This is a genomic window from Ralstonia pickettii, assembly GCF_016466415.2.
GTDB classification, from domain to species: domain Bacteria; phylum Pseudomonadota; class Gammaproteobacteria; order Burkholderiales; family Burkholderiaceae; genus Ralstonia; species Ralstonia pickettii.
The window spans coordinates 1,425,135-1,450,975 of the sequence record NZ_CP066771.1 but is presented as its reverse complement, the minus strand read 5'-3'; the positions used below and the strand labels follow the sequence as shown (position 1 = coordinate 1,450,975).

The 25,841-nt window shown below is 65.4% G+C and carries 26 protein-coding genes and 1 pseudogene; 17 read left to right on the top strand and 10 right to left on the bottom strand.

The window, feature by feature from the left end; genetic code table 11:
• The first annotated feature begins 2 nt into the window (after nt 1-2).
• The gene (locus RP6297_RS06915; RefSeq protein WP_009238123.1) at nt 3-905 is read left to right on the top strand and encodes a sterol desaturase family protein; all 903 of its coding nucleotides are present in this window, start codon (nt 3-5) and stop codon (nt 903-905) included.
• An 11-nt stretch (nt 906-916) separates the two neighbouring features.
• Here the strand turns inward: RP6297_RS06915 and RP6297_RS06910 are convergent, their stop codons facing one another.
• The 3 genes from RP6297_RS06910 to ygfZ form a co-directional block, all read right to left on the bottom strand.
• Nucleotides 917-1,732, bottom strand: coding sequence for an NRDE family protein (locus RP6297_RS06910; protein WP_009238124.1), 816 nt, complete (start codon nt 1,730-1,732; stop codon nt 917-919).
• Nucleotides 1,733-1,860: 128 nt separating this feature from the next.
• Nucleotides 1,861-2,151 carry a DUF4936 family protein gene (locus RP6297_RS06905; RefSeq protein ID WP_009238125.1) on the bottom strand — a complete coding sequence of 97 codons (291 nt, stop codon included), beginning with the start codon at nt 2,149-2,151 and terminating at the stop codon, nt 1,861-1,863.
• Between the two features lie 13 nt (nt 2,152-2,164).
• Complete coding sequence (ygfZ, locus tag RP6297_RS06900) at nt 2,165-3,205, bottom strand: CAF17-like 4Fe-4S cluster assembly/insertion protein YgfZ (RefSeq protein WP_009238126.1); 1,041 nt, start codon at nt 3,203-3,205, stop codon at nt 2,165-2,167.
• A 132-nt stretch (nt 3,206-3,337) separates the two neighbouring features.
• Between ygfZ and mltG the strand changes: the two genes are divergently transcribed.
• From mltG to RP6297_RS06870, 6 genes are all read left to right on the top strand, one after another.
• Complete coding sequence (gene mltG / locus RP6297_RS06895) at nt 3,338-4,336, top strand: endolytic transglycosylase MltG (protein WP_009238127.1); 999 nt, start codon at nt 3,338-3,340, stop codon at nt 4,334-4,336.
• A complete protein-coding gene (tmk, locus tag RP6297_RS06890) occupies nt 4,333-4,950 on the top strand; it encodes a dTMP kinase (RefSeq protein WP_009238128.1) in 618 nt (205 codons plus the stop codon). Before mltG ends, tmk begins: the two co-directional genes overlap by 4 nt.
• A gap of 81 nt (nt 4,951-5,031) precedes the next feature.
• Entirely contained in the window at nt 5,032-6,042 is a 1,011-nt protein-coding gene (locus RP6297_RS06885) for a DNA polymerase III subunit delta' (RefSeq protein ID WP_009238129.1), read from the top strand.
• A 42-nt stretch (nt 6,043-6,084) separates the two neighbouring features.
• Complete coding sequence (locus tag RP6297_RS06880) at nt 6,085-6,504, top strand: PilZ domain-containing protein (RefSeq protein WP_004626896.1); 420 nt, start codon at nt 6,085-6,087, stop codon at nt 6,502-6,504.
• A gap of 52 nt (nt 6,505-6,556) precedes the next feature.
• Entirely contained in the window at nt 6,557-7,360 is an 804-nt protein-coding gene (locus tag RP6297_RS06875) for a TatD family hydrolase (protein ID WP_009238130.1), read from the top strand.
• Nucleotides 7,344-8,198 (top strand): ankyrin repeat domain-containing protein, encoded by an 855-nt coding sequence (locus RP6297_RS06870; protein WP_009238131.1) that lies wholly within the window; start codon nt 7,344-7,346, stop codon nt 8,196-8,198. Before RP6297_RS06875 ends, RP6297_RS06870 begins: the two co-directional genes overlap by 17 nt.
• 51 nt (nt 8,199-8,249) lie before the next feature.
• Here RP6297_RS06870 and egtB read toward each other — a convergent pair whose 3' ends face one another.
• Nucleotides 8,250-9,554: an ergothioneine biosynthesis protein EgtB gene (egtB, locus tag RP6297_RS06865; RefSeq protein ID WP_009238132.1), complete on the bottom strand. Its 1,305-nt coding sequence runs from the start codon at nt 9,552-9,554 to the stop codon at nt 8,250-8,252.
• Nucleotides 9,555-9,794: 240 nt separating this feature from the next.
• Between egtB and RP6297_RS06860 the strand changes: the two genes are divergently transcribed.
• The 6 genes from RP6297_RS06860 to RP6297_RS06835 are packed head-to-tail and all read left to right on the top strand — an operon-like array spanning nt 9,795 to nt 15,453.
• The gene (locus RP6297_RS06860) at nt 9,795-10,865 is read left to right on the top strand and encodes a LacI family DNA-binding transcriptional regulator (RefSeq protein ID WP_009238133.1); all 1,071 of its coding nucleotides are present in this window, start codon (nt 9,795-9,797) and stop codon (nt 10,863-10,865) included.
• Nucleotides 10,862-11,893, top strand: coding sequence for an ABC transporter substrate-binding protein (locus RP6297_RS06855; protein WP_009238134.1), 1,032 nt, complete (start codon nt 10,862-10,864; stop codon nt 11,891-11,893). Before RP6297_RS06860 ends, RP6297_RS06855 begins: the two co-directional genes overlap by 4 nt.
• 2 nt (nt 11,894-11,895) lie before the next feature.
• Nucleotides 11,896-12,747, top strand: coding sequence for an ABC transporter permease (locus RP6297_RS06850; protein WP_009238135.1), 852 nt, complete (start codon nt 11,896-11,898; stop codon nt 12,745-12,747).
• Nucleotides 12,744-13,541 (top strand): ABC transporter permease, encoded by a 798-nt coding sequence (locus tag RP6297_RS06845; protein WP_009238136.1) that lies wholly within the window; start codon nt 12,744-12,746, stop codon nt 13,539-13,541. The genes RP6297_RS06850 and RP6297_RS06845 overlap by 4 nt, the downstream gene beginning before the upstream one ends.
• Nucleotides 13,538-14,599 (top strand): ABC transporter ATP-binding protein, encoded by a 1,062-nt coding sequence (locus RP6297_RS06840; protein ID WP_009238137.1) that lies wholly within the window; start codon nt 13,538-13,540, stop codon nt 14,597-14,599. The genes RP6297_RS06845 and RP6297_RS06840 overlap by 4 nt, the downstream gene beginning before the upstream one ends.
• A gap of 5 nt (nt 14,600-14,604) precedes the next feature.
• Nucleotides 14,605-15,453: a phosphodiesterase gene (locus RP6297_RS06835; protein WP_050775648.1), complete on the top strand. Its 849-nt coding sequence runs from the start codon at nt 14,605-14,607 to the stop codon at nt 15,451-15,453.
• Here the strand turns inward: RP6297_RS06835 and RP6297_RS06830 are convergent.
• Nucleotides 15,450-15,704: an NAD(P)H-dependent oxidoreductase gene (locus tag RP6297_RS06830; RefSeq protein ID WP_009238139.1), complete on the bottom strand. Its 255-nt coding sequence runs from the start codon at nt 15,702-15,704 to the stop codon at nt 15,450-15,452. The two genes, RP6297_RS06835 and RP6297_RS06830, sit on opposite strands and share 4 nt — an antisense overlap.
• A gap of 21 nt (nt 15,705-15,725) precedes the next feature.
• On the opposite strand from RP6297_RS06830, the gene RP6297_RS06825 reads away from it, so the two are divergent.
• Nucleotides 15,726-16,445: a LysR substrate-binding domain-containing protein gene (locus tag RP6297_RS06825; protein ID WP_009238140.1), complete on the top strand. Its 720-nt coding sequence runs from the start codon at nt 15,726-15,728 to the stop codon at nt 16,443-16,445.
• On the opposite strand, the gene RP6297_RS06820 is transcribed toward RP6297_RS06825, so the two are convergent.
• From RP6297_RS06820 to RP6297_RS06810, 3 genes are read right to left on the bottom strand one after another with little or no spacing between them, the layout of a single operon-like run.
• The gene (locus tag RP6297_RS06820; RefSeq protein ID WP_009238141.1) at nt 16,434-17,909 is read right to left on the bottom strand and encodes an amidase; all 1,476 of its coding nucleotides are present in this window, start codon (nt 17,907-17,909) and stop codon (nt 16,434-16,436) included. The genes RP6297_RS06825 and RP6297_RS06820 overlap by 12 nt on opposite strands.
• 20 nt (nt 17,910-17,929) lie before the next feature.
• Nucleotides 17,930-19,144 carry a M20 aminoacylase family protein gene (locus RP6297_RS06815; protein ID WP_009238142.1) on the bottom strand — a complete coding sequence of 405 codons (1,215 nt, stop codon included), beginning with the start codon at nt 19,142-19,144 and terminating at the stop codon, nt 17,930-17,932.
• 42 nt (nt 19,145-19,186) lie between these two features.
• Nucleotides 19,187-20,491, bottom strand: a complete 1,305-nt coding sequence (locus RP6297_RS06810) for an MFS transporter (protein ID WP_009238143.1) — start codon at nt 20,489-20,491, stop codon at nt 19,187-19,189.
• A gap of 217 nt (nt 20,492-20,708) precedes the next feature.
• Between RP6297_RS06810 and RP6297_RS06805 the strand changes: the two genes are divergently transcribed.
• On the top strand, nt 20,709-21,626 hold the full coding sequence (locus tag RP6297_RS06805) for a LysR family transcriptional regulator (RefSeq protein WP_009277514.1): 918 nt from the start codon (nt 20,709-20,711) through the stop codon (nt 21,624-21,626).
• A gap of 3 nt (nt 21,627-21,629) precedes the next feature.
• On the opposite strand, the gene RP6297_RS06800 is transcribed toward RP6297_RS06805, so the two are convergent.
• Nucleotides 21,630-22,592, bottom strand: coding sequence for an AraC family transcriptional regulator (locus RP6297_RS06800; RefSeq protein WP_009238145.1), 963 nt, complete (start codon nt 22,590-22,592; stop codon nt 21,630-21,632).
• Nucleotides 22,593-22,711: 119 nt separating this feature from the next.
• Between RP6297_RS06800 and RP6297_RS06795 the strand changes: the two genes are divergently transcribed.
• Together RP6297_RS06795 and RP6297_RS22670 are read left to right on the top strand one after the other, a co-directional pair.
• Entirely contained in the window at nt 22,712-23,923 is a 1,212-nt protein-coding gene (locus RP6297_RS06795; protein WP_009238146.1) for an MFS transporter, read from the top strand.
• Nucleotides 23,924-24,135: 212 nt separating this feature from the next.
• Nucleotides 24,136-24,258, top strand: a pseudogene (locus RP6297_RS22670) (DEAD/DEAH box helicase); the annotation flags it as partial.
• A 243-nt stretch (nt 24,259-24,501) separates the two neighbouring features.
• Here the strand turns inward: RP6297_RS22670 and RP6297_RS06785 are convergent.
• Nucleotides 24,502-25,839: an MFS transporter gene (locus RP6297_RS06785; protein ID WP_009238147.1), complete on the bottom strand. Its 1,338-nt coding sequence runs from the start codon at nt 25,837-25,839 to the stop codon at nt 24,502-24,504.
• Nucleotides 25,840-25,841: the final 2 nt, after the last annotated feature.

Sequence of the window (25,841 nt, the reverse complement as noted above, 5' to 3'; positions counted from 1 at the left end):
TAATGAGTTCGCAGATGGAGCACGCGCTGATCGTCGCCTGCATCCTCGGATTTGCCGCCATGGAATTCGTGACGCGGCGCTATCAAGCCAACGTGCGCGGCCGCGCCACCGCCAACGATGCCTGGCTGGAAGTGCTGATGTTCATCAGCCTCGTTGCCGTGACGCAGCCGATCGCGCTGCTGGGCAGCAATGCACTGTGTAACTGGCTCATTCCGGCACAGCACAACGCGTGGGCGGATCTGCCCTGGTGGGCGATGACGGGGTTGCTGCTGATCGGCGACGACCTCACGCAATACCTCTGGCACCGCGCTTCACACACGCCGCTGCTGTGGCCGTTGCACCGCGCGCATCACAGCGCGTCATACATGAGCGTGCGCGTCACGTACCGCAACAACTTCTTCTACTACCTGATGATGCCGGGGCTGTGGATTGGCGGCGTGGCTGTCTACCTGGGCTTTGGGCCGGTCTATGCGGCTTACCTCGTCGTCAAGCTGACTGTCATTGTTGGCGCGCATTGCGCCTGGCCCTGGGATGCGCCGCTGTATCGCGTTCGCGCGCTGCGTCCGCTGATGTGGGTGATCGAGCGGACGATTTCGACGCCGGCCACACACTGGGCGCATCACGCGTTGACCAACGCCGATGGCATTGGCCATTACAAGGGCAATTTCGGCAACCTGCTGTTCTTCTGGGATGTGCTGTTCGGCACGGCGCACATCACGCGCAAATATCCCGCGCAAATCGGTTTACAGGACGACGTGCTGTTCGGTGCGGAGCCGTGGACCGCGCAGATGTTCTATCCGCTGGTGCAGTCCAAGCGCGAACATTCGGCATTGCGGCCGGGCGGCGCCGCCGTCACCGAATTGGAAATGAATCAGGCCGCGAGCGCCAAGCAGGAAGCAGCCTGAGTCGGCAGCGCCTAGGTATCGGCGTGCGTGACGGTATCGAGCACGCCGAGATAGCGCGTTTCGCCAATCTGGCCCTGGGCGTCGAAGCGGCGCTCGGTCACGTCAAAGCACCCGTCGTGGCGGATGCGCAGGATGGTGCTGGCACGCGTGCCGTAGCGCGGCGAGCGGATGAAGGCGGCAGAAAGCAGCTTCTCCCACTCCGGCGCCACGCCTGTAGCGGGCAGGGCACCAGTCGGCGCTTCACGGGTTTCCGACAGCAGATCGAGATAGCGGGCCACGTCAAGCGCGTTGCCGTGCCGGCCCGTATCTGCGGCCAGCGCTTCGGCAAAGGCGGCCATGCGATGCCGCACCTTGAACCACGGCGTATCGAGCAATGCGTTGGACAGCCCGTAGAGCCCGGGCGCGAGCTTGCGCGGCGCTTCGGCGCGGTTGCTCGTCCACCAGAGTTCGTCGCGCGTGGCGGTCAACAGGTTGTAGCCGTTGTAGGCGCGGTCGCGTGCGGCGAGGCTATCGAGATAGGCGGGCACCGACATGTCGTCCGCCATCAGGAAATTCGAGACGAGTTCCCCGCGCGAGCGTGCATCGGGCCGGCGCTCGGACGGCGCGCGGTAATTCGTCAGCGCGGCAAAACGGCCGTCGCGGGTCATGCCCATCCACGTGCCAGGGTGACCGACCACCTGGGCCATGTCACGCCCGGCCAGCACGTTGGGCGCGTCGCTCCACCACGCCAGGGGCGCGGCCGGGCGGTCATAGAATTCGTCCCGGTTGGCGGCCACCACCAGCGCGTAGTCGGGGTGGGCGTGCCAGGCCGTGAGAATCAAACACATGAGCACTTCCTTTGAACATGCCGCGCAACGGACGGCCAATGGTCAATGTGACGACCTGTGTTGCGCGGGCTTCGGCCAAGCATAGCAGCCTGCCGGATTTTTGCGATGCCGATTGCGGCAGGACGCCGTCAGCTGTTTTCCAGATCGACAAACAGCTCTGCATGGCGTTCACCCGCGACGAATTCACGCGGGCCGCCGGTTTCCCACAGGGCCGCCAGCGTGGTCGCAAACGCAGGCGGGACGTCGTCGTAGGACTCCATCCATGTGGCCTGGCCGTCGCGCGTTTCGGGCCGGCGCATCAACGCGCCGGCCACGCCGGTCGCCTCTTCCACGGTATCGAGCCAACGCTGCCAGCGCGGCAGGGCAGTGGCAGCGTCACGCTCGGCGATGCGGAAGTAGACGAACAGGTGGTCGGCCATGGTGGGGGCGGTATCAGGCGTTTTCTGAAGCGGGAATGACGTACGGCAGTTCTTGCAGCGTCAGCATCGGGCCGTCCGGCGTGGCCAGGTGGATGACGGTGTCGAGGGCGTCCAGCTTCAACTCGACGAGCAGATCGGTCCCGCCATCCGGCGCCATGGCTGCATTGACCACCATGCCGCACGGTTGGTTCGGATCGGCTGCGCTGTAGACCTCGGCGCCGGCCGACGTGGGGGCATTGACGTGCGCGCGCTGCATGCGCCGCTTGAGCGTGCCGCGATACTGGCTGCGTGCCACGATTTCCTGCCCCGGGTAACAACCCTTGCGGAAATCGACGCCGCCCAGCAGTTCCAGGTTCACCATCTGCGGGACGAACTGCTCCTGTGTGGGCAGGGTGATGTGCGGCACACCTGCCTGCAGGCTCAGCCAATCCCACACCTCGGTGCCGACCAGCGACAGCCGCGACGACAGCGTCTTCCAGGCGTCCTGGAAGTGCTCGGCATGCACCATCCATTGATAGCGCTGGCGGCCGCCGGCATCCGGCAGGCGGACGACGGCGCCGAATTGCTGGCCGACCGTGGCAGGCTGCTGCGCCACCGCGTTGACGGTATCGGGTTCAGGCAGCACGGCACCAGCCTCGCGCAGCGCTTCCGCCGCGTCAGGCCCGGCGACGCCGATGGCGATGAACTCGTCCATCGGGCGCAGCTTGGCCTTGGCGCGCAGCACGAACATCGACAGGCGCTTGGTCAACGCGGGCGCGATCAGCTTGTCTGTCTGCAGCACGATCGTATCGGCCTGGCGCCATACCAGCAGGGTGGCAAGCAGCCGTCCCTTGGGCGAGCAATAGCCCGCCAGTCGCGCCTGGTTCAGGCCCAGGCCGGTCACGGCGTTGGTGAGTTGGTTATGGAGGAACTCGGCGGCATCGGCGCCTTCGACAGCGATGCGCGCCAGATCGGTCGGCGCACACAGCACGCTGCCGCGCGTGGCGGCATCAAATTGCACGTCGAGCGGAGGAAAGCTCAGCGTATCGACAAAATCGTGGAAGACATCATTCATGGTGCGGGGCGGCCTGAGATTGACCCGGTATTATATTGGGCTGTCTGAAGGGCAGCTTGTGCCCTGTCTATCCATTTCAAGAGTGCGGAAATCGCCGGTGTCGGCCGGTTCCTCACACAGATTCGCAACAGAATGCTCTCTTTTCTCAAACGCTTGGTCCTGCTGGCCATCCTGATTGTGCTGGCGGCGGCAGGCGGCGTGGTGTGGTGGGCCCAGCAACCGGTGAGCCTGGCGGCGTCGCCGCTGGAGGTGGTGATCAAGCCGAACTCGAGCGTGGTCTCCGTCGGCAAGCAGCTTGCCAATGCCGGTGTGGGCGTACAGCCGCAGTTGTTCTCGCTGGTGGCGCGCGCGACAGGCAACGCCAAAAGCCTGAAAGCCGGCGGCTACGCGTTGGAGACCGGCGCGACGCCCATGTCCATCCTCGACAAGATGGCCCGTGGCGAGGTCACGCATTACGTCGTCACCGTCATCGAGGGATGGTCGATGCGGCAGATGCGGGCGGTGGTTGACGCAGAGCCTGCGCTCAAGCACGACACGGCGGGCCTGTCGGATGCAGACCTGATGCGCAAGATCGGCGCGCCCGAAGCCAACCCGGAAGGTCTGTTTTTTCCCGATACCTACCTTTTTGCACGGGGCAGCAGCGATGTGGAGCTGTATCGCCACGCCTACCAGGCGATGCAGAAGCGCCTGAACGACGCCTGGGCGAAGCGCTCGGTGGATCTGCCCTACAAGACGCCGTACGAAGCGCTGACCATGGCCTCGATCATCGAGAAGGAAACCGGCCAGAAGCTGGAGCGGCCGATGATTGCCGCCGTGTTCGTCAACCGCCTGCGCAAGAACATGCTGCTGCAGACCGACCCGACGGTCATCTACGGCCTGGGTGCCGGCTTTGACGGCAATTTGCGCAAGCGGGATCTGCAAACGGACACGCCGTACAACACCTACACGCGCACCGGTCTGCCACCCACGCCCATCGCGCTGCCGGGGATGGCGTCGCTGCAGGCGGCGTTGAACCCGGCATCGTCCGACGCACTGTATTTCGTGGCGCGCGGCGACGGCAGCAGCCAGTTTTCGACCAACCTGACGGACCACAACCGGGCCGTCAACAAATATCAGCGCGGCCAACCATGACCGGCAAGTTCATCACATTCGAAGGGATCGACGGGGCAGGCAAGAGCACGCACCTGGCGTGGTTCGCGCAGCAATTGCAAGCGAAGCTCGCGCCTCTGGGCAAAAAGGTCGTCGTCACCCGGGAGCCGGGCGGCACCCCGCTGGGCGAGCGCCTGCGCGAAGTGCTGCTGCACGAGCGCATGCATCTGGAAACCGAAGCGCTGCTGATGTTTGCCGGCCGGCGCGAGCACATTGCCGAAGTGATTCAGCCGGCCCTGGACGCCGGCGATTGGGTCATTTCCGACCGCTTCACCGATGCCACGTTCGCCTATCAGGGCGGGGGCAGGGGCTTGGCAATCGACCGGCTGGAAGTGCTTGAGCGCTGGGTGCAGCAGGGCCTCCAGCCGACCAAGACCATCCTGTTCGACCTGGCCCCCGAGATTGCCGCCGCACGCCTGGCCGATGCCCGCACGCCCGACAAGTTCGAAGCCGAGTCCGCGCAGTTCTTCCTGCGCACGCGTGCCGAATACCTGCGCCGCGCAGCCGCCGAACCGGATCGATTTGTCGTGCTCAACGCCAATCGCGAGCGCGCCGATATCCAGAAAGACTTAGAGAATCTGCTTGCAACGCTCTGATTTTGCGGGCAATTTCAGATACGGAAATAATGGTTTCACGGCAAGTTTCTGCATCAACAATCTGACGCAACCCATTGATTCATGATGCTTTATCCTTGGCAATCCGCTGACTGGTCCCGTCTGCAAGCGATGCGGGCCAAGTTGCCGCACGCGATTCTGCTCAACGGCCAGGCCGGCACCGGCAAGCGCGATTTCGCCATGCATTTCGCGCAAAGCCTGTTGTGCGATACGCCTGCACCCGACGGCCAGCCGTGCGGCACGTGCGCGGCCTGCAACTGGTTTGCGCAGGGCAACCATCCGGACTTCCACCTCGTGCGCCCTGAAGCGATGGAAGACGCGCCCGAGACGGAGAAGGACGCCGACGGCAAAAAGAAGGCGCCCAGCAAGATCATCCGCATGGAGCAGGTCCGTAACCTGATCGAAGGCGTGGGGGTCGGCACGCACCGGGCCGGGTTGCGGGTGGTGGTGCTGTATCCGCTCGACGCGTTGCAGACCGAAGGTGCCAACGCGTTGCTCAAGACGCTGGAAGAGCCGCCGCAGAACACCGTCTTCCTGCTGGTGACGGATCGTATCGACCGTATCCTGCCGACCATCCTGTCGCGCTGCAGGCAGTTTCCGCTGCAGCAGCCCCAGCCCGAGGCGGCGCGCCAGTGGCTGGAGCAGCAAGGCGTGCCGCACGCGCAAAACCTGCTGGCCGAGTTCGGCAATGCGCCGTTGGCCGCGCTGGCCGCCGCCGAGTCCGAAGACCGCCCGCTGCTGCAATTCCTGCTCGAACAATTGGGCCAGGGCGCAAAGCTGGACGCACTCGCCACGGCAGATCATTTACAGAAATTGTCGGTGCCTGCCGTTCTCAGTACCATGCACCGGTGGGTCTTTGACCTGATGGCGGCGCGAGTTGCCGGACGTCCGCGTTATTTCCCGGCGCAACGCGATGCGCTGCAACGTTGCGCGAATACCATCCCGCTGGACCGCCTGGAACGTTTTGCGCGTGCCTTGCCCCAGCGGCGCCGCTCCGAGCAGCATCCGCTTGCCGCGCGGCTCGTCATCGAAAGCCTGTTGATGGATTACCGGCAGTTGTTTCCCGCTGCCTGAATCCGAACCTGCACCTGAACGTTTGCACTGAGTGGACACCCTGTGAGCACTGCACCTCTTCGTACGCCCGGCACTCCCGTCACCCCTGGTACCCCCGCTGCACCCGGCACGGCTTCAGGTGCACCGACCCGCCCGGGCATCGTCTCGCTGGCCATCAAGGATGAAGCCGGCCTGCACGCCGCCTACATGCCATTCCTGAAGAACGGCGGCATCTTTGTGCCGACACAGCGCCCTTACCGGATTGGCGAGGAAGTCTTCCTGGTGCTCTCGCTGCTGGACCGCCCGCAGAAGTATCAGGTGGCCGGCAAGGTAGCCTGGATCACGCCGGTGGGCACGCCGGCCAAGACGCCGGGCATTGGCGTGCACCTTGGCGAAGATGAGCAGTGCCGCGTGCTGCGCCGTGTGATCGAAGAGGTGCTGGGCAAGCAGATCAATTCGCAGCGCCCCACCCAAACACTGTGATTTTTTCCTGATACGGCGCACGAAGTTTGCGCCGTAACTTTCTGATTATTCGATGTTTGTCGATTCCCACTGCCACATCAATTTCCCCGACTTGCGCGCGCGCCTGCCTGAGCTGCTGACGCGCATGCGGGAGAACCGCGTCACGCACGCACTCTGCATTTCCGTCACGCTGGAGGATTTTCCGAGCGTGCTCGAGATCGCCGAGCAGGAGCCGAACGTGTACGCCACTGTGGGCGTGCATCCCGATGCAGAGGCGGACGTTGAAGAAGGCCGGTCCATTGAAGAGCCCACGCTCGAGCGCCTGCTGACGCTGGCCGATCATCCGCGCGTGGTCGGCATCGGTGAAACCGGGCTCGACTACTACCGCCTGGGCGACCGCACCGTGGCCGACATGGAGTGGCAGCGCGATCGCTTTCGTACACACATCCGCGCGTCGAAGCAGACCGGCAAGCCGCTGGTGATCCACACGCGCTCGTCGGCTGACGACACGCTGGCGATCATGCGCGAGGAAGGCGCCGAGGCCGCACGCGGTGTCATGCACTGCTTTACAGAGACCTGGGAGGTGGCCAAGGCCGCGCTGGACCTCGGTTTCTATATCTCGTTCTCCGGCATCGTGACGTTCAAGAATGCCGTGGACCTGCAGGAAACCGCCAAGAAGGTGCCGCTGGACCGCATGCTGATCGAGACCGACTCTCCGTACCTGGCGCCGGTGCCGTTCCGCGGCAAGACGAACGAGCCGGCGTATGTGCGCCACGTTGGCGAATTCCTGGCGACGCTGCGCGGCGAACCGCTGGAGCGGATTGCCGGCGCTACCACCGATAACTTCTTCAATCTATTCAATGCGATACCGCGATAACTTGAAGCCAGCACTGAACAAGATCGCCCTCGCTGGTGCTTTGACGATGGCGCTGTCGGGTGTCGCACTCGCCACGCCGCAGGACGATCTGCGCAACGCCGTCGAATACAACCGCCCGGCGCTGGTGCAGAAGTATGTCGCGCAGGGCGTCGACCCCAACCTGAAGACCCGCGACGGCACGCCGCTGCTGGTGGATGCGCTGAAGGAGAAGAACATCGAGGTGGCCGAGGCGCTCATTCGCGCCAAGAACATCGATTTCGAGCGCACCAATGCCGCAGGTGAAAACGCGCTGATGATGGCCGCGTACCAGGGCCTGCTGCCCATGGTGAAGCTGATGGTGGAAACGTACGACGTGGAGGTCAACAAGACCGGTTGGACCGCGCTGCATTACGCCGCCACCAACGGGTATGACGACATCGTCAAATACCTGCTCGACCACGCGGCCTATATTGATGCCGAAAGCCCCAACGCGACCACGCCGCTGATGATGGCGGCCATGGGCGGTCACATCACGACCGTCAAGCTGCTGCTGGACGAGGGCGCCGACATGAACCTGCGCAATCAGCAGAAGATGGACGTGATCGATTTCGCTAAGCGGTATCACCAGGATGAGATTGCTGCGGGACTGGAATCGCGCCGGCGCAAGTTGGCGGAGCAGTCCGGCAAGCCTGCTTCGGCGCCGGTCCCTGCAGCCGCAGTCTCCCCGCCTGTTAAGGCCGCAGCGCCGGATGTGCCGACGCCGATGCCGCCCGCTAAACGCGACGCCGGAGCACCTAGCCCGGCCGGTCGAGATACGATCGGTACGCCCACCAACATGCTGTTTGACAGCAACCGCTGAACGCGGTCTGCATGGCAGGGCAATTGGCCCTGCTACTGGGCGTGACGGGCGTCAAGCGCGTCGCGCCAGCCGCACTCCGGTGAACTGCCACCGTTGGTGCGGATAGAAGAAGTTGCGGTACGTCGCCCGCAGATGCCCCTCGGGCGACACGCACGATCCGCCGCGCAGCACCATCTGGCTGCACATGAACTTGCCGTTGTATTCGCCCACGGCGCCTTCGGCGGGCTCGAAGCCCGGATACGGCCCATAAGGGCTGGCAGTCCATTCCCACACATCACCGAACAATTGACGCAGGCTGCCGGCCTCGGCGATGCCATGGTCGGGCAACGGACGTAGCGCGCCCCGCCCGGCGAAGTTTCCTTGCACGGGCTGGCCTTCTGCGGCGTGCTCCCATTCGGCTTCCGTCGGAAGGCGAGCGCCGGCCCAGCGGGCGTAGGCATCGGACTCGTAAAAGCTGATGTGGTTGACCGGCGCATCCAGATCGACCGGCTGCAGGCCGTGCAGCGACATCTGCTGCCAACCTTCGGCCTCGTCCATGCCCGCCCGCCAGTAGAGCGGGGCGTCAATGCCCTCCCGCTGAACCCATGCCCAGCCGTCGGACAGCCACAGCGTTGGCTGCCGATAACCACCATCCTGCATAAAGGCGAGCCATTCACGGTTGGTGACTGGGTGCGTGGCCAATGCGTAGGGCTCCAGCCAGACCGTGTGGCGTGGCCCCTCGCAGTCGAACATGAAATCGGTGTCGGCTCCTGTCTCGGTTTTGCCGATCTGCACGGCGCCGCCCTGGAAGCTGACCCAGCCAGGTTGCGCGGGCGCCGCATGCACGCGTGGTGGGAGCGTTTCGGCATACGCCGGACAGAGCGGATTCTGCGCGAACAGGTGGAGGAGATCGGTCAACAGCAACTCCTGATGCTGCTGCTCGTGGTGCAGGCCGAGCGTCACCAGGCGGGCAAGGTCATCGCATACACCGTCGGCCAGCAGGCGCTGCATGGCTGCATCGACATGGGCGCGATAGGCGCGCACCTCATCGAGGGTGGGGCGGGTGAGCATGCCGCGGCGCGGGCGGGGGTGCCGTGCACCCACCGTTTCGTAGTATGAATTGAAGAGGTAGCGGTAGCGTGCATCCGGCGAGCGATAGCCCGGCACGTTGGGGCCCAGGATGAATTCCTCGAAAAACCAGGTGGTATGGGCCAGGTGCCATTTGGCTGGGCTGGCATCGTCCATGGACTGAACGGTGGCATCGGCGTCGGATAGCGGCGCGGCCAGGGCCAGGGACTGTGCCCGGACCACGCCGTAGTGTTGCATCAAGGCGGGCAGGCCGGTGGTCGGCACATCGAATACGGGCGATACACGCATGGTGTCTCCAAAGCAGGCAGCGAGAACAGGACAGCAGCAACTGGGCCATGCCGCTGCGCACGCATTGGCGCACGTCGCTTGCCGATGTTCGTAAGAAGCATATGCGAGCTTTGTAACTTTGCCATGCACAACACTGGCGATGCTGCGTTGCGACGATGGCTGCGGCGCAGCATGGATTGTCATGAAACAGTCACTCCGCCCACCTAGGATGTAAACGTTTACAAATCGAAGGGGCGCACAGTGGGCAGCAGCATCAAGGATGTCGCGACGCATGCCGGCATTTCGATTGCCACGGTGTCGCGGGCGGTCAACACGCCGGAGCGGGTGAGTGCGTCGACGCTGGCCCGTGTGCAGGCGGCCATGGATGCGCTGCACTATCGCCCCAATGCGCTGGGCCGTCAGTTGCGCGCCGAACGCACAGGCTTGCTGGGCGTGGTGCTGCCGTCGCTGGCCAACCCCGTCTTTGCCGAATGCATGCAGGGCATCGAGGAAGCGGCGTCCATCACAGGCCAGCGCGTCATGCTCATGACGACGGCCTACGACCGCGAGCGTGAAGCCCGCGCCATCGAGACCATGCTCGAGCAACGCGTCGACGGCCTGATCCTGACCGTGGGCGATGCCGCTGCCAACCCGCACCTCGATCGCCTGGACGCCGAGCACGTGCCCTACGTGCTGGTCTACAACGACACGGTCGGCCAGGCGCGCATTCCCGCCCGCTGCTGCGTGACCGTCGACAACCGCGCCGCCGCACGCGACGCCATTCGCGCGTTGCTCGCGCAGGGCCACCGCCAGATCCGCATGCTGACGGGCACGCTGACAGCGTCTGACCGTGCGGCCTTGCGCCACAACGGCTACCGCGAAGCGCTGGAAGCGGCCGGCATTGCGCCGCAGCCGCCCGTCGAAATTGATTTCAACGCCGATGCCATGCTGCCGGCCGAACTGGCCCGCCTGCTGGCGCCGCCGCGTCCGACCGCCATTTTCTGCAGCAACGACCGTCTTGCGCTGCTCACCATCCGCTCGCTGCGCGAGATGGGTCTGCGCGTGCCCGAAGACGTCAGCGTGGTCGGCTTCGATGGCCTGGCGATGGGGCAGTGGCTTTCGCCGACGCTGGCCACCGTGGCGCAGCCGCACCGCCGGATCGGCACCGACGCGGCCACGGCGCTGGCCCGCCGCATCGCCGGCGAGGTGGTGCCCTCGATTACGTTGCCGCACCGCCTGCTGGCGGGCGGCACGCTGGCCCGTGCGCCAGCGGAAGCGTCCCTCTCCGTTGTTTCTTCCCTCACGTCTGATACGCAAGGAGCGTCTCGATGAAACGTCTCGTTCAATGGCTGCGCGCGTGCGGCCTCGTGGCTGCCGGCGCATTCGCCGTGGCTGCGCCAGTGCAGGCACAGCCGGCCGGCCAGCAAGTCGCCATCTGCTACAACTGCCCGCCCGAATGGGCCGACTGGGCCAGCCAGATCAAGGCCATCAAGGACAAGACCGGCATTACCGTGCCGTTCGACAACAAGAACTCCGGCCAGGCCATCGCGCAGATGCTGGCCGAGAAATCGCACCCCGTGGCCGACGTGGCCTACCTGGGCATCACGTCTGCGTATCAGGCCAAGGAAAAGGGCCTGGTCGCCAACTACAAGCCCAAGCACTGGGAAGACATTCCGGCCGGCATGAAAGACCCGGACGGCGCGTTCTTCTCGATCCACTCCGGCACGCTGGGCTTCTTCGTCAACAAGGACGCACTGGAAGGCAAGCCCGTGCCGCGTTCCTGGAAAGATCTGCTCAAGCCCGAATACAAGGGCATGGTCGGCTACCTCGACCCGAGCAGCGCCTTCGTCGGCTACGTGGGCGCCGTGGCGGTCAACCAGGCCCTGGGCGGCACGCTTGACGACTTCAGCCCCGCCGTCGAATGGTTCAAGCAGTTGAAGAAGAACGCGCCGATCGTGCCGAAGCAAACCGCTTACGCGCGCGTGGTGGCCGGCGAAATCCCCATCCTGCTCGACTACGACTTCAACGCCTACCGCGCCAAGTACAAGGATCACGCGAACGTGGAATTCGTGATCCCGCAGGAAGGCACGATTGCCGTGCCGTACGTGATGAGCCTGACGGCCGGTGCACCGCATGCCGACAACGCCAAGAAGGTGCTGGATTTTGTCCTGTCGGACGAAGGCCAGACGCTGTGGGCCAACGCCTACCTGCGCCCGGTGCGCGCCAGCGCCATGAGCAAGGAGGCCGCGTCGCGCTTCCTGCCGGCCAGCGAATACGCCCGCGCCAAGACGGTCGACTTCAACAAGATGGCGGCCGGCCAGCAGGCATTTGGCACGCGCTACCTGAACGAGGTCCGCTGAGCATGAGCACCGTCACCCGAAACACCTTGCCCGACGATGCGGTACTGCCCGCACGGTGGCGGGTGGCGTTGCTGGCACCGGCCGTTGCGCTGTTCTGCGCGTTCTGGCTGCTGCCGATGGCCGCGCTGCTGCGAGTCAGCGGCAGCGAGGGCGTGATTGCCACGTACACGGCGGCGCTCACCACGTCGCGCTATCTGGGCAGCCTGTTCTCGACGGTGGTGCTGTCGGCGGCGGTCACGCTGGCGACGCTTGTCCTCTCGACCATCGCCGGGCTGTTTCTAGTGCGTCGCAACGTGCCGGGCAAGCGGATGATTACCGCCATGCTGACGTTTCCGCTGGCGTTTCCCGGCGTGGTGGTCGGCTTCATGGTGATCCTGCTGGCGGGGCGCCAGGGACTGCTGGGCGACGTCACGCACAAGCTCATCGGTGAGAAATGGGTGTTCGCCTATTCCATCGGCGGGTTGTTTCTCGGCTACCTGTATTTCTCGATTCCGCGCGTGGTGCTGACGGTGATGGCGGCGGCGGAAAAGCTCGATCGTTCACTGGAAGAAGCGGCGCGCTCGCTGGGCGCATCATCGTGGCAGGTGACGCGCGATGTGCTGGTGCCAGGGCTGGCGCCTGCGCTGATCGCCTCGGGGGCGATCTGTTTTGCCACGTCGATGGGCGCATTCGGCACCGCCTTCACGCTCGCCACCGACATCGACGTGTTGCCGATGACGATCTATACCGAGTTCACGCTCAACGCGGGCATTGCGATGGCGGCAGCGCTGTCGGTGGTGCTGGGCGTGGTGACGTGGCTGGTGCTGGCGATTGCGCGCACCGCGAGTGGTAGCCCAAGTGGGGCCGCAGCATGAAACGCGTGCTTTCTCTTTCGCAGTGGCTCATCACGCTGCTGCTGTGCCTGTTCCTGATCGTGCCCGTCGTGCTGTCGATGGCCGTGGGCCTGACGCGCAACTACATCCGCGGCTTCAAGAGCGGTTGGACGCTGGATTGGGTCGCCCAAGTCTGGGAGATGTATCACGCGTCGATCTGGATGTCGCTGCTGGTGGCGCTGTGCACGCTGGTGATCGTGCTCGCGGCCGGTGTGCCTGCGGGGTATGTGCTGGCGCGCCGCCAGAGCCGTGCGAGCCGCCTGATCGAAGAATTCCTGACGCTGCCCGTGGCGCTGCCGGGCCTGGCGACGGCGTTGGGGTTGATCGTGGCGTACGGCGGCTTTGGTGGCTTTCGCGAGAGCCTGTGGTTCATCGTCGTCGGGCACGTGGTGTTCACCCTGCCGTTCATGGTGCGCTCGGTTGCCGCCGTGGCGGCAGGCCAGAACCTGAAGACGCTGGAAGAGGGCGCCGCCAGCCTGGGCGCGTCGTTCTGGCAGCGTTTTCGCACGATTGTGCTGCCCAACGTGCAGCCCGGCGTCCTGGCCGGCGCGCTGACGGTGGTGACGCTCTCGGTGGGCGAATTCAACCTCACATGGATGCTGCACACGCCCGAAACCAAAACCCTGCCGGTCGGCCTGGCCGATACCTATGCGTCGATGCGCCTGGAGATTGCCAGCGCCTACACGCTGATCTTCTTCGTCATGATCGTGCCCCTGCTGGTGCTGATGCAGCGCTTTGGCGGCCTGCGGGTGAACAACGGAAAGGCTTCCCGATGAGTACCGAACCTCTACATCTCGCGCCCGTGCCGATCCGGCTGCGTGGCTGCGGAAAACACTTCGGCGGCCAACGCGTGCTGGAGTCCATGGACCTCGACATCGCCGCCGGCGAGACCGTCGTGCTGCTCGGCCCCTCGGGCTGCGGCAAGACCACCACGCTGCGCATCGTCGCGGGCCTGGAAGCGCCGGATGCCGGCGGCACCGTGCACTTTGGCGACGAAGACGTCACCGCGCGCCCGATCGAGCGCCGCCGCGTCGGCATGGTGTTTCAGAGCTACGCGCTGTTCCCGAACCTGAGCGTGCGCGGCAACGTCGAATACGGCCTGCGCATCCAGCGCCGGCAGAACGGTTTGTCCGACACGCAGATCAGCGCCCGGGCTAACACGCTGCTGGAGATGATGCACCTCACGCCGTATGCGGATCGCGGTGTGGCCCAGCTTTCGGGCGGGCAGCGCCAACGCGTGGCCCTGGCGCGCGCGCTGGCGCCCGAGCCGCGCGTGCTGCTGCTCGACGAACCGCTTACGGCGCTCGACGCCAAGCTGCGCGAATCCGTGCGCGCCGAGATGGACCGCCTGCTGCGCGGTCTGGGCATCACGACGATCTACGTGACGCACGATCAGGAAGAGGCGATGGCGCTGGCCGATCGCATCGTCGTCATGGAAGCCGGCCGCATTGCGCAGATCGGCACGCCGCGCGAGATCTACTTCCAGCCGGCCAACCGGCACGTGGCGGACTTCATCGGCATCATGAACCGGCTTGACGGCACGCGCGAGGATGGCGCATTCGTCTGCGCGGGCGGCCGCGTACCCGTGCCGGCCGGCGACGGCAATGCCATCTTCTTCCGCCCCGAAGATGCCGTGCTGGCCGACCCGGCCCAGGCGGCGCTGAAGGGCACGGTCGAGTCGGCGTTGTTTCTCGGCTTCCGCACCCGCGTGCGCGTGGCGGGCGTGTCAGCCACGCCGCTGTTTATTGATGTGCCCGGCCGCCAGCAGTTTGCGCTGGGCCATGCGGTCGGCTTCGATATCCCGGTAGACCGCCTCTTGACCTTGCAAGCCTGATGCCGATGCACTTCCTGCAACTGACCGATCTTCATATCAAGCGGCCGGGGCAACTGGCTTATCGGCGCGTAGATTCGGCGGCCTATTTGTCACGCTGCGTGGCACATATCCTGGCACAGCCCGAGAAACCAGACGCTATCGTACTGACCGGCGATCTGGTCGACGCCGGCGCGCCCGAGGAATACGCCCACCTGCGTGCGGTGCTGGCGCCGCTCGATGCGGCAGGCATCCGCATGCTGCCGGTGCTCGGCAACCACGATGGCCGTGATGCCGCACGCGAAGCCTTTGCCGATTGGCTCGCACCCATTCCGGCCGATGCGCAAGACACGCACGCTTTGCAGTACTGGACCGACATTGGCGACGTTCGCCTGATCGTGATCGACACGCTGGACTCCGGCCATCCGGGCGGCCGCCTGGGCGTGCAGTGCCTGGATTGGCTGGCCGAAGCGCTGGCACGCGAAACGCAGCGCCCGACCGTCATCGCCATGCATCACCCGCCGTTTGCCACGGGCATCGGCCACATGGACGTGCAATCGCTCGCCCCCGAAGACATCCCGGCCTTCGCGCAGATCGTGCGTGCCGCCGGCAACGTCGAGCGCATCATCTGCGGCCATCTGCATCGCTCCATTGACGTGCGGTTTGCCGGGACGGTGGCGTCGACTTGCCCGTCGCCGGCGCATCAGGTGGCGCTGGATCTCGACCCGAACGCGGCGCCCGGCTTCGTCATGGAGCCACCCGCCTACAAGGTGCACGCATGGGTGCCGGGCCAGGGCCTGGTGAGCCACCTCGCCTACGTGGGGCAATTCGATGGCCCCCATCCGTTCTTCGAGCCGGATGGCCGGCTGATCGACTAGGCCGCTTCCACGGCGGCGGCCATCCGCGCGACCAGTGCATCGACCTCGTTTTCCGCCGATGCGATGGACGCGCGTAACCGCTTGTCGGCAAACTCGTCGTATTCGATGGCGACGGATGCCACATCGGTGATGCCGATGTAGCTGAATGCCGTGGCGACGCCGGCCTCGACGTGGTTCAGGTGGGCAATGCGCTGGCCGGGGCCGTAACCGAAATCGCCGCGTGCGCTGAGGATGACGAGGCGCTTGTTCATGCCGGCGAGCAGCTGTATCCGGTGCTCAACACCGGCTTTGATGCGTTTGCGCAGGCCATCGATGCCATTCGCGGCACGCAGGCACAACCGGGGCGTCAGCGCGTGACGCTCACGGCGCCGATGGGGCTTGCTGCGCGCTGGCTGGTGCCGCGGCTTGGTGAATTTGCGACGCAGCATCCGGAGGTGGATCTGCGCATTCATGCGTCCGACACCGTGGTCGACCCGCATGGCGGCAGCGCAGACCTTGCCGTGCGCTATGGCGATACGCGCGCCACGGGGGGCGGCCTCATCACCGAACATCTCTTTGGCGACGCCTATGCGCCCGTCTGCCACCCTGGCCTGAACGTGCGGTCGCACGACGATCTGACGCGCGTGCCGCTCATCCACTCCGGATGGCAGCGCACGCTGCCGCAGGCGATCGGCTGGCCGATGTGGGCACGCGCCGCCGGTATCGACCACATGCTCAAGACGGACACGGGCATCGTGCTCTCCGACGACGGGCACGCCATGTCGGCGGCCATGGCCGGGCAAGGCGTGATCCTGGCGAACCTGCCGCTGGTGCGCGATGCGCTGGAGGCGGGCACGCTCGTCCAGCCTTTCGCAGCGCCGGTCATTCAGCGCTATGCGTTCTGGGCCGTGGCGCCATCTGCGCGGCTTGAAGACGCTGCCGTGCGCGCGGTGTGGGATTGGCTATGCGCGTGCCGGGAAAACACGGCACGTGTGCATCGCTCAGCCCAATAGCGGCGACGCGGCACGTGCCGGCGCGAACGCTTCGTGCCACGCGGCCGCAAGCTGCAGCAACGCAAACTCCGACCGGGGCGGCGCAATCACCTGCAGGCCCAGCGGCAGGCCATCAGCGGTCAAGCCCGACGGCAGGCTCGCGGCCGGCACGCCCGCCAGCGTGGCGCCAATCACGACTTCCATCCAGCGGTGGTATGTGTCCATCGCGCGGCCTGCTACGGCCTTGGGCCAGTGCTCTTCGGCGGGGAAGGGCGCAACCTGCGTGCAAGGCAGGACGAGGAAATCGTAGTGCGCAAACTGCCGCAGCAGCGCCTGGTACCAGCTTGCCCGTGTGGCGATGGCACGGTTGATGTCGATGGCGGTGCGGCTGCGTCCGTGCTCGATTTCCCAGATCGCTTCGGGCTTGAGCAAATCGCGCGTGGCGGCGTTGGCGTACAGCAGCCCGAGGTTGCCGGACACACTCAGCGCGCGCAGCGTGCACCAGCATTCCCACAGCGCATCCATGGCGAAGAAAGGCCGCACGGTCTCGACATGGCAGCCCAGCGTGTCGAACGTGTCGAGCGCATGCTCGTTGACGGCCAACACTTCGGCGTCGATGGCAAGGTAGCCCCCGAAATCGCCCAACCAGCCAATGCGGGCCTGCCGGAAGTCACGGTGCAGCGGCTGCATGAAGCACGCCGGATCATCACTCAGCGACAGCGGCGCACGCGGGTCGTAGCCGGCCTGCGTGGCGAGCAACCAGGCGAGGTCTTGCGGATTGCGCGCCATCGGGCCTTCGGTACCCAGCTGCTGGAAGAACACGTCGCCGGTGGGGCCGTAAGGCACACGACCGAGGCTCGGACGCAGGCCGTAGATGTTGTTCCAGGCGGCGGGGTTGCGCAGAGAGCCCATCATGTCGCTGCCGTCGGCCACGGGCAGCATGTTCAGCGCCAGCGCGGCGGCCGTGCCACCGCTGCTGCCGCCGGCCGAGCGCTCGGGGTTCCAGGCGTTGCGCGTAGTGCCGTACACGCGGTTGTAGGTGTGCGAGCCGAGCCCGAACTCAGGCGTATTCGTCTTGCCGATCAGCACCGTGCCTTGCCGGCGAATGCGCTCGACGACGATGCTGTCATGCGTCGGCACATTGCGCGCCATGGCGAGGCTGCCCATCGCCGTCACCATGCCTGCGGTGGCCGCAAGATCCTTGGGCGCTTGCGGAAAGCCATGCATCCAGCCGCCGGACAAACCTTGCGACAGCAGCACATCCCGCTCGCGTGCCTGGTCGATGGCCGATTCGGCATCGATGCGGGCCACGACGGCGTTCACCGTCGGGTTATGACGATCGATCTGTGCAAGGAACGCTTCCATGACTTCCACGCACGACACATCGCGCGCGTGGATACGCCGGGACAGTTCGATCGCGCTCCATTGGACGATCTCTTCGTTGGCGGCCGCAGGTGTTGCAGCTTGGCTCGGATTCGCTTGCATTGCTTGACTCGAAGTTCACTTCACGCGGCGCTCAGGTAGGTTTGCGCCAGACGCACCCAGGCGGCTGCGCCCAACGGCAACACCTGGTCGTTGAAGTCGTAGCCGGGGTTGTGCACCATGCAGCCGCCGAATTCGCCTTCGCCATTGCCGAGGATCAGGTAGCAGCCCGGCACTTCATTGAGCATCCAGGCAAAGTCTTCGCTGCCGTTGAGCCCCTTGGGCGCCTGGGTGACGACGTTGGCCGCGCCTACCAGTTCGGTACAGACCCGCTGCGCCAGTTGCGTCTCGGCCTCGGTATTGACCATGGGCGGCGTCAATTGACGATAGTCGATCTGCGCCTGGACGCCATGGGCCTGTGCGGTGAGGCTGACAATCTCGCGAATGCGCATTTCCACCAGCGCACGCGTTTCCGGTCGCGCTGCGCGCACATTCAGGCCGATCGTCACCGATTCGGGAATCACGTTGTGCGTTGCACCGCCGCGAATGAAACCGACCGACACCACCGCCGTGTCGTCAGGCGCGACATTGCGTGCGACCACGGTTTGCAACGCGGTGATGATGGCGGCCGACGCGGCAATCGGATCACGCGCGCGATGCGGCATCGCACCGTGTCCGCCCATGCCCTTGATGGTGACGTCGGCCACGTCGGAGGACAGGCTCACCGGTCCCGGCAGCACGCGGAAGCTGCCGGCCGGCACGCCCGGCATGTTGTGCAAGGCATAGACGGCATCGCAGGGGAAGCGTTCGAAGAGGCCGTCTTCGATCATGGCGCGCGCACCGCACAGGTTTTCTTCATCGGGCTGGAAGATGAGATTCAGCGTGCCATCAAAATCGCGGCTCTCGGCCAGCGCCTTGGCTGCGGCGAGCAGGATGGCGGTGTGCCCGTCGTGGCCGCACGCATGCATCTTGCCGCGGTTGCGGCTGGCGTAGGGCAGGCCGGTCGCTTCAACAATGGGCAGGGCGTCCATGTCCGCCCGAATGCCAAGGCGGCGCGTGCCGTTGCCCAGCTTCAGTTGGCCCACCACGCCGCTCTTGCCGATGCCCGTGTGCACCTCGTAACCCCAACTCTTGAGCAGATCGGCCACCAACGTGCTGGTGGCGCCCACCTCGAAACCGAGTTCGGGCTGCGCGTGGATCTGACGGCGGATGTTGACGAACGTTTCTGCATCGATATGGACGGGCGGCAGGAGATGCGGCAACAGTTGGAACGGCGTGAGCGTGGGGGCTTTGGTCATGTCGGGGCTCCGGGGTTGGAGGTTGGAGATGGGAATCCGGGGTCAATCGGTTTCGTGCGCTTCGCGCAGGCTCAGCACGGTCAGCAGCGTGATGGCGCTGCACGCCATCATGTAAAAGGCAGGGGAGAGCGGATTGCCGGTGCGGGCCAGCAGCCACGTCACAACAAACTGGCACGAGCCGCCAAACACCGTGACGCCGATCGCATAGATGACCGACAGGCCGCTGGCGCGCACCTTGATGGGCAGCAGCTCCATCATCATGAGCAGCATGGGCGTGGTGCCCAGGTACAGCGTGCCGGTGAGCAACGCCGACAGTGCCAGCACCAGCGGCACGCTCGGGTAATGCGTCATCAGCCAGAAGGCCGGATAGAGCGCCGCCACGGTGACCAGCGTTGCGCCCACTACCAGCGGCTTGCGGCGCGGCAGGCGGTCGGCCAGCCAACCGGAAAGGAGCGACGCGCCGAAGCTCGTCAGCCCCGTCACGCAACCGGCCAGCAGCGACAGCGAAGCCGGCAGATGCAGCTCGCGGATCATGTAGGTCGGCATGAAGTAGATGACCAGATACGTGCCGACGGTCCCGCCGATGATCGTGAGCACGCCCTTGATGACCAGCCCGCCGTGATCTCGGAACAAGGTGCCGAGCGGACTCGGTGCATGCGCCTCGGCGGTGTGCGTTTCATCCAGGTGCGAGCGGATATACAGGCCCACCGGCGCAATCAGCAGGCCAAGGAAGAACGGCACACGCCAGCCCCAGCTCTGCAGCGCTTCCGGCGACAGGCTGCCGTACAGAATGGCTGCAGTCAGCGCGCCGCACAGCGCTGCAATGCCCTGGCTGCCCAACTGCCAGCTCACGCGAAAACCGCGCCCGCGGATACCGCCGGACTCCATCAGCATCGCCGTCGACGCGCCGATTTCACCGCCCAGCGAGAAGCCCTGCAGCAATCGGCCGGCAAGGATCACCAGCGGGCCGAGCAGGCCTGCGGTGGCGTATGTCGGCGCAACCGCCAGGCACAGCGTGCCGATGACCATCAGCCCGATTGTCAGCGTCATTGCGGCCTTGCGTCCGTGGCGGTCTGCGTAGTTGCCGATGACGAAACCGCCCAGCGGCCGCATCACAAAGCCGATGCCGAACGTCGCCACCGCGAGCAGCAACGAGCCGTACGCGCTGTCTGACGGAAAAAACAGCTTGCCGATCATCAGCGCGAAGAAGCTGTAGACCGTGAAGTCGTACATCTCCAGCGCATTGCCGATCGAGCACGCGGCGATCAATCGCGCCTGGCCGGCGGGCTTGGGCGCAGCAACGGCCGAGGCGGGCAGGGCCGTAGTCTGCAAGGTGGCGTCGTTCATGGGGTCTCCGTCCACGATGTTGGAAAGGGCTTCTCTGAGCCTTGGGTGCTTGCAGTATTCAGGGAACGCGTGCGCTGAAAAAATCGCAAATATTCATCTCGATAACCAAATAGAATCACCGTCATAACCGGCATGTATCCGCTATCAGGGAAAGCCCGTGAAGGCGTGAGGCGACACGCACACCCAACCGTGTGCAATGAGCGAGGAGGAGAGCGAGGTGAAGCTGCACCAGTTGCGCATCCTGCTTGCCGTGGCACAGCACGGCAGCATTCACGAGGCCTCGCGCGGGTTGCATATCTCGCAGCCGGCGTTGTCCAAGACGATTGCGGAACTGGAACGGGAGCTCGGCGTCACGCTGCTGTCGCGTTCGGTGCGCGGCGTGAGCCTGACGGCGTATGGGATGGCGCTCGTCAAACGGGCCAGCGTGGTTGAGCAGGAACTGCGTCACGCGCTGGAAGACATCGAAGCCATTCGCGGCCACGCAGAGGCCGAACTGAACATCGGCTTTACCGCCGTCGCCTCCAGCGGCCCGCTACCGGATGCCATGGCGGCATTCCGCACGCGCTTTCCCAATGTGGCGTTGCGCGGTTTCGAACAGCGCTCGCAGCAAATTCTTGAAGGTCTGCGCGAAGGCCGCATCGATCTGGGGTTGATCTCCACCAACAGCGGGCCCGGCACGAGCAGCTTCCAGTGGGAGCCGTTATTCTCCGTGCCGATGCGCTTGGCGGTGCGCCCCGGTCATCCGCTACGGCGCACGCGCAAGCTGCGCTCGCTCCTGGATGCCGACTGGCTGGTGCTGGACCCGCTGGATGACCCTGGCAGCCCGATGGCAAGCCTAATGCGGCTGCACCGGCTGGAAATCCCGCACCGGATCGTGCAGAGCGGCTCCAACCTGCTCGGCCTGCAACTGGCTACCAAGACGGACCTGGTGAGCATGTGGTCGGATTTTGTCTTCACCAACACACTGGGGCCGCTGCGTACGATTTCGGGCGCGCTGGAGGTGCTCCCCATGGAAGACGAATTACCCGACTTCAGCGTCTACATGGTCTACCGATCGGCGGACCTGATGACGCATGCCTGCGCGGAATTCAGCAAGGAGATTCGGCATGCGGCGCAGCGCTATCGTCATCGCTGACCGTCACGCGTCGGCTTCCGCACCCTCTGCGCGCATGGCCCCCGGCGGCCGTCCGACCACCCGCTTGAACGCGCGGCTGAACGCAGCGAGCGATCCATAGCCGAGCCGGTACGCGACGGCTTCGATCGCCTCGCGGTCACGCGTGATCCATTGTGCGGCGAGCCGCATCCGCAGCTCGGTCAGATAGCGCACGGGCGTCATTCCGGTCGCCGCCAGGAAGCGCTCGGCAAACACCGAACGCGAGACGCCGGCTTGCGCTGCCAGCTCCGCGACGCTCCAGTTGCGCCCCGGGTCACGATGCAGGGCGACGATCGCCGGACCGAGTTTCGGCTCGCGCAGCGCCTGCACCCAGCCCGTGGCGTCGCCGCAGCCGCACTCCACCCAGCCGCGCACGATGAAGGCGGCCACCACGTCCGCCAGCCGCGCGAGGATGCCCGCAAAACCTGCGCGCTCCGAGCACGATTCGCGCTCCATCGCGTCGAGCATCGGGCGGATTTCCGGGTAGCGCGCGAGCAGGGTGCCGACATGCATGAACTCCGGCATCGTGCCCACCAGGGGCTGCATGCCGCCCAGGTCCAGCTCCATGCAGGCGCTGAAAATGAGCGCATCGCCCGGGGCCGCTTCCGCCCCGACGCCAACCGACGCCACCGTGTCGCAGATCTTCGCGGATTCAAAGCCGGCGATCTCGCGGCACGGCGTATCCGGATCGGACAGCAACGCGTGCGGGGTGCCCTGCGGCAGCAACACCGCATCGCCCGCTTCCAGCCGCATCGTCGCCCCAGACGCGTCGCGCAGCAGCACCGGCCCGCGCCCCACGAAGTGAAACTGCGCGCGCCCCGGCGCCTTGCCAAAGCTCAGCCCAAAGGGCCGCGCCACGTGGATACGGCGGTACTGGACGCCGCTCAGCCGCATGCCGAGCAGCAGCTCGCTGACAAGGTCGTGCACGTCGGGGAGGGGAGTCAGCATGTCGAAAATCCGGACGATCGATCAACAAGGTCGGAGTGTATGCCATAGACCGTCCGGCTATCGGGCCTTACCATGCGCCCTTATTGGTATTTTTCCTGATGTTTTCGACGGAACGACGCATGAATCCCGGAATCTCCACTGCCGCCTCAGTCGCGGCTCCGCGTGAACCCGCCTGGGGCGCTGTCTTCGCGATGGCGCTGGGGGTGTTCGGGCTCGTCACGGCCGAATTCCTGCCAGCAAGCCTGCTGACGCCCATGGCGGAAAGCCTTGGCGTAACAGAAGGCGTGGCAGGACAGGCCGTCACGGCCACTGCAACCGTTGCGCTGGTCACCAGCTTGCTGACCGCCGCCGTCACGCGTTCCATCGATCGGCGGCGCGTGCTGCTCGCATTCTCGGTGCTGCTCGTGGCATCCAATCTTGCCGTGGCGTTTGCAACCAACCTCACGACGATCCTGATCGGCCGTGTGGTGCTTGGCATTGCACTGGGCGGCTTCTGGACCATGGCAACCGCCACCGCAATGCGACTCGTGCCACCGGCGTTGGTGCCGCGGGCTCTGTCGATCATCTTCAGCGGCGTGGCCGTCGCCACGATTGCCGCGGCGCCGCTGGGCAGCTACTTCGGCCACCTGATCGGCTGGCGCAATGTGTTCCTGGCCGCAGCGGGACTGGGGGTGATTGCGTTCGTATCGCAAGTCGCCACGCTGCCATCGATGGCGCCAAGCGGGACGACGCGCCTGCGCACGCTGATCGACGTGCTGCGTCGCCCGAGCGTCGGCATCGGGATGTTCGCGACGATCCTCGTGTTCACCGGCCACTTTGCGTTCTTCACGTACCTGCGGCCGTTCCTGGAGCAGGTGGCGGGCGTTGGCGTGAACGGGCTGTCGGCGATCCTGCTGGGCTACGGCATTGCCAACTTCGTCGGTACATCGTTGGCCGGCCGCGTACTGGAACACCGGCTGCGCCCAATGCTGATCGCAATGCCCGCGCTGATGGTTGTGCTCGGCATCGCACTTGTGTCGCTGGGCCGCGCGCCGGTCATCGACGCAGTGCTGATCGCACTCTGGGGCATGGCGTTTGGCGGCGTGCCGGTGGCGTGGTCGACATGGGTGACGCGCACCGTGCCCGACGAAGCCGAAAGCGCGGGCGGCCTGATCGTCGCCGCCGTGCAGCTCGCGATTGCAACCGGCGCGGCAGCCGGCGGCGTGGTGTTCGACGCGAACGGCGCGGCCGGTGTGTTCATCGGCGCCGCCGTGGTGCTGGCGATTGCCGTCGCGACCATCGTGACGGGCGTGCCGAAACGCGTCGAGGTGGTGCCGGCGATGGCGGAGTGAATTGCCGAATGCGCGCCGCTGGGCTGGTCGGGTGATGGGCACCACCACCCCAGCGTGCGCCTCTATATTTCTCATAATTTGCATTATGTTAAATAAAAGACGCGAACAAAAACCAGAGCTGCGGCACGCAGTGGGAGCTGTCCGACGTCGTCATCAAAGATGAGGGCCAAGGGCCGCTGTTCCGCTGTGCGCTATGCGGCGCGCGCGACTATATTCAGGCCGCAAGCCTGCCGATCGCCCTTGCCGGCCACGATCTGATCGCGCAGGCAAAAACGGGCAGCGGCAAAACCGCTGCGTTTGCGCTGGCCCTGCTCGCACGGCTCGACGCGCTGCGCAAGCTCAAAGCCGGCAAGATGAAGGGCAAGAAGGTCAGGGTTCGGCTGATGGACGAATGACGCCGGTACGCGGCCGCAGCGTTTGACGACGCAGATGGCACGTCGAAGCACGGCAGCGTCGCTCGGCACCCCGACACATCCCTGAGCCTCAGTGCGAGTCGGCAGCGGGCTCAATCCCCTTCTCTTCTAAAAAAAAAGCGCGGCGATATCGCCGCGCAGCCAAAGTGCCGTAGGGATGGGCGCTTAGTGTGGTAGACCTTCCCCCTGCGTTTCCGGCAGGAACCACGGCAATACAAGCCCGAGGACGTAGACCGAGCCAAGCGCCAGTGCCGCATTGGCGACGCCACCGAACGAGTGGATCAGCGAGCCGGCGATGATCGGAAACACCCAGGCGATCAGGCGCGCAGCATTGAAGACGAAACTGCACGCCGTCGAGCGTACGGTCGAGCTGAACAGCTCTGCCGGATAGATCGCCATCCACACATAGGCGCAGCCCAGCGTGAAGAAGCCGTTGATGGGCGCAACGACGGACATCGATTCAACCGAGGTCGTCATCGCGTAGGTCACGTAGGTCGTCGCCAGTGAGCCCAGGAACGTCAGGAACAGGAAGCGGCGGCGGCCAATGGCGTCAACGATGAAGCCGGCGGCCATATAGGCAACAATGGCGCCAACCGTGTAAAGAATCGTGATCTTCGAGCCCCAGCCGGCCGGGTTGGCCAGACCTTGTTCCTTGGCGAGTCCGATGGTGAAGGTCGGCAGCCAGCTCGAGATCGCCCACCAGCCGACGGTGGTGACCACCGAAAGCAACAGCGTGACGAACGTACGGCGACGAGCCTCCGGTTCGCGGAACAACTGGGACAGCGTGAAGGGCCGCTTGTCGCTGCCGCCCTTGCCTGCCGCGCCGGTGGCGCTCCAGCGCTTTTCACGCACGGCCTGCTTCCATTTTTCCGACTCCTCGACACCGCGGCGGATGTACAGCACGAAGAACGCGGGCAGTGCGCCGAGGGCAAACATCAGCCGCCAGGTTTCCTGGCCCATCGGGAGCGACGACGACAGACCAAACCAGATCAGCGCAGCAATCAGCGTGCCCCAGCCAAAACCGGATTGCAGGAAGCCGGCGCCCTTGGCGCGCGCCTTTTCCGGCCAGGTTTCGGCAAGCAGGGAGATGCCCGTGCTCCATTCGCTGCCCATCGCCAGACCGGTGATGAAGCGCAGCGCGCACAACTGCACGAACGTCTGCGAGAACGTGGTCAGGCCCGAGAACAGCGCGTACAGAAAGATCGACCACAGCATCATCCGCTTGCGCCCGACATAGTCCGCCATCACGCCGCCCACCAGGCCGCCGATCCCCCAGCCGAGCAGAGTCACGCCGATGACGATGCCGGCGTAGAGGGCCGGCGTCGCCAGCTGTGCGGGTGTGAGCAGCGAATGCAGCATCGGGAATAGCACGACGACGAGCGCGAAGGCTTCGTAGCCGTCGAAAATCCAGCCCAGAAAGCTGCCGGTCAGCACGCGCCAGTGCGTGGGGGTCAGGTCTGCATGCCAGGGCTTGCCCGCAGCGACCGCTTGTTGGGTTTCCATCG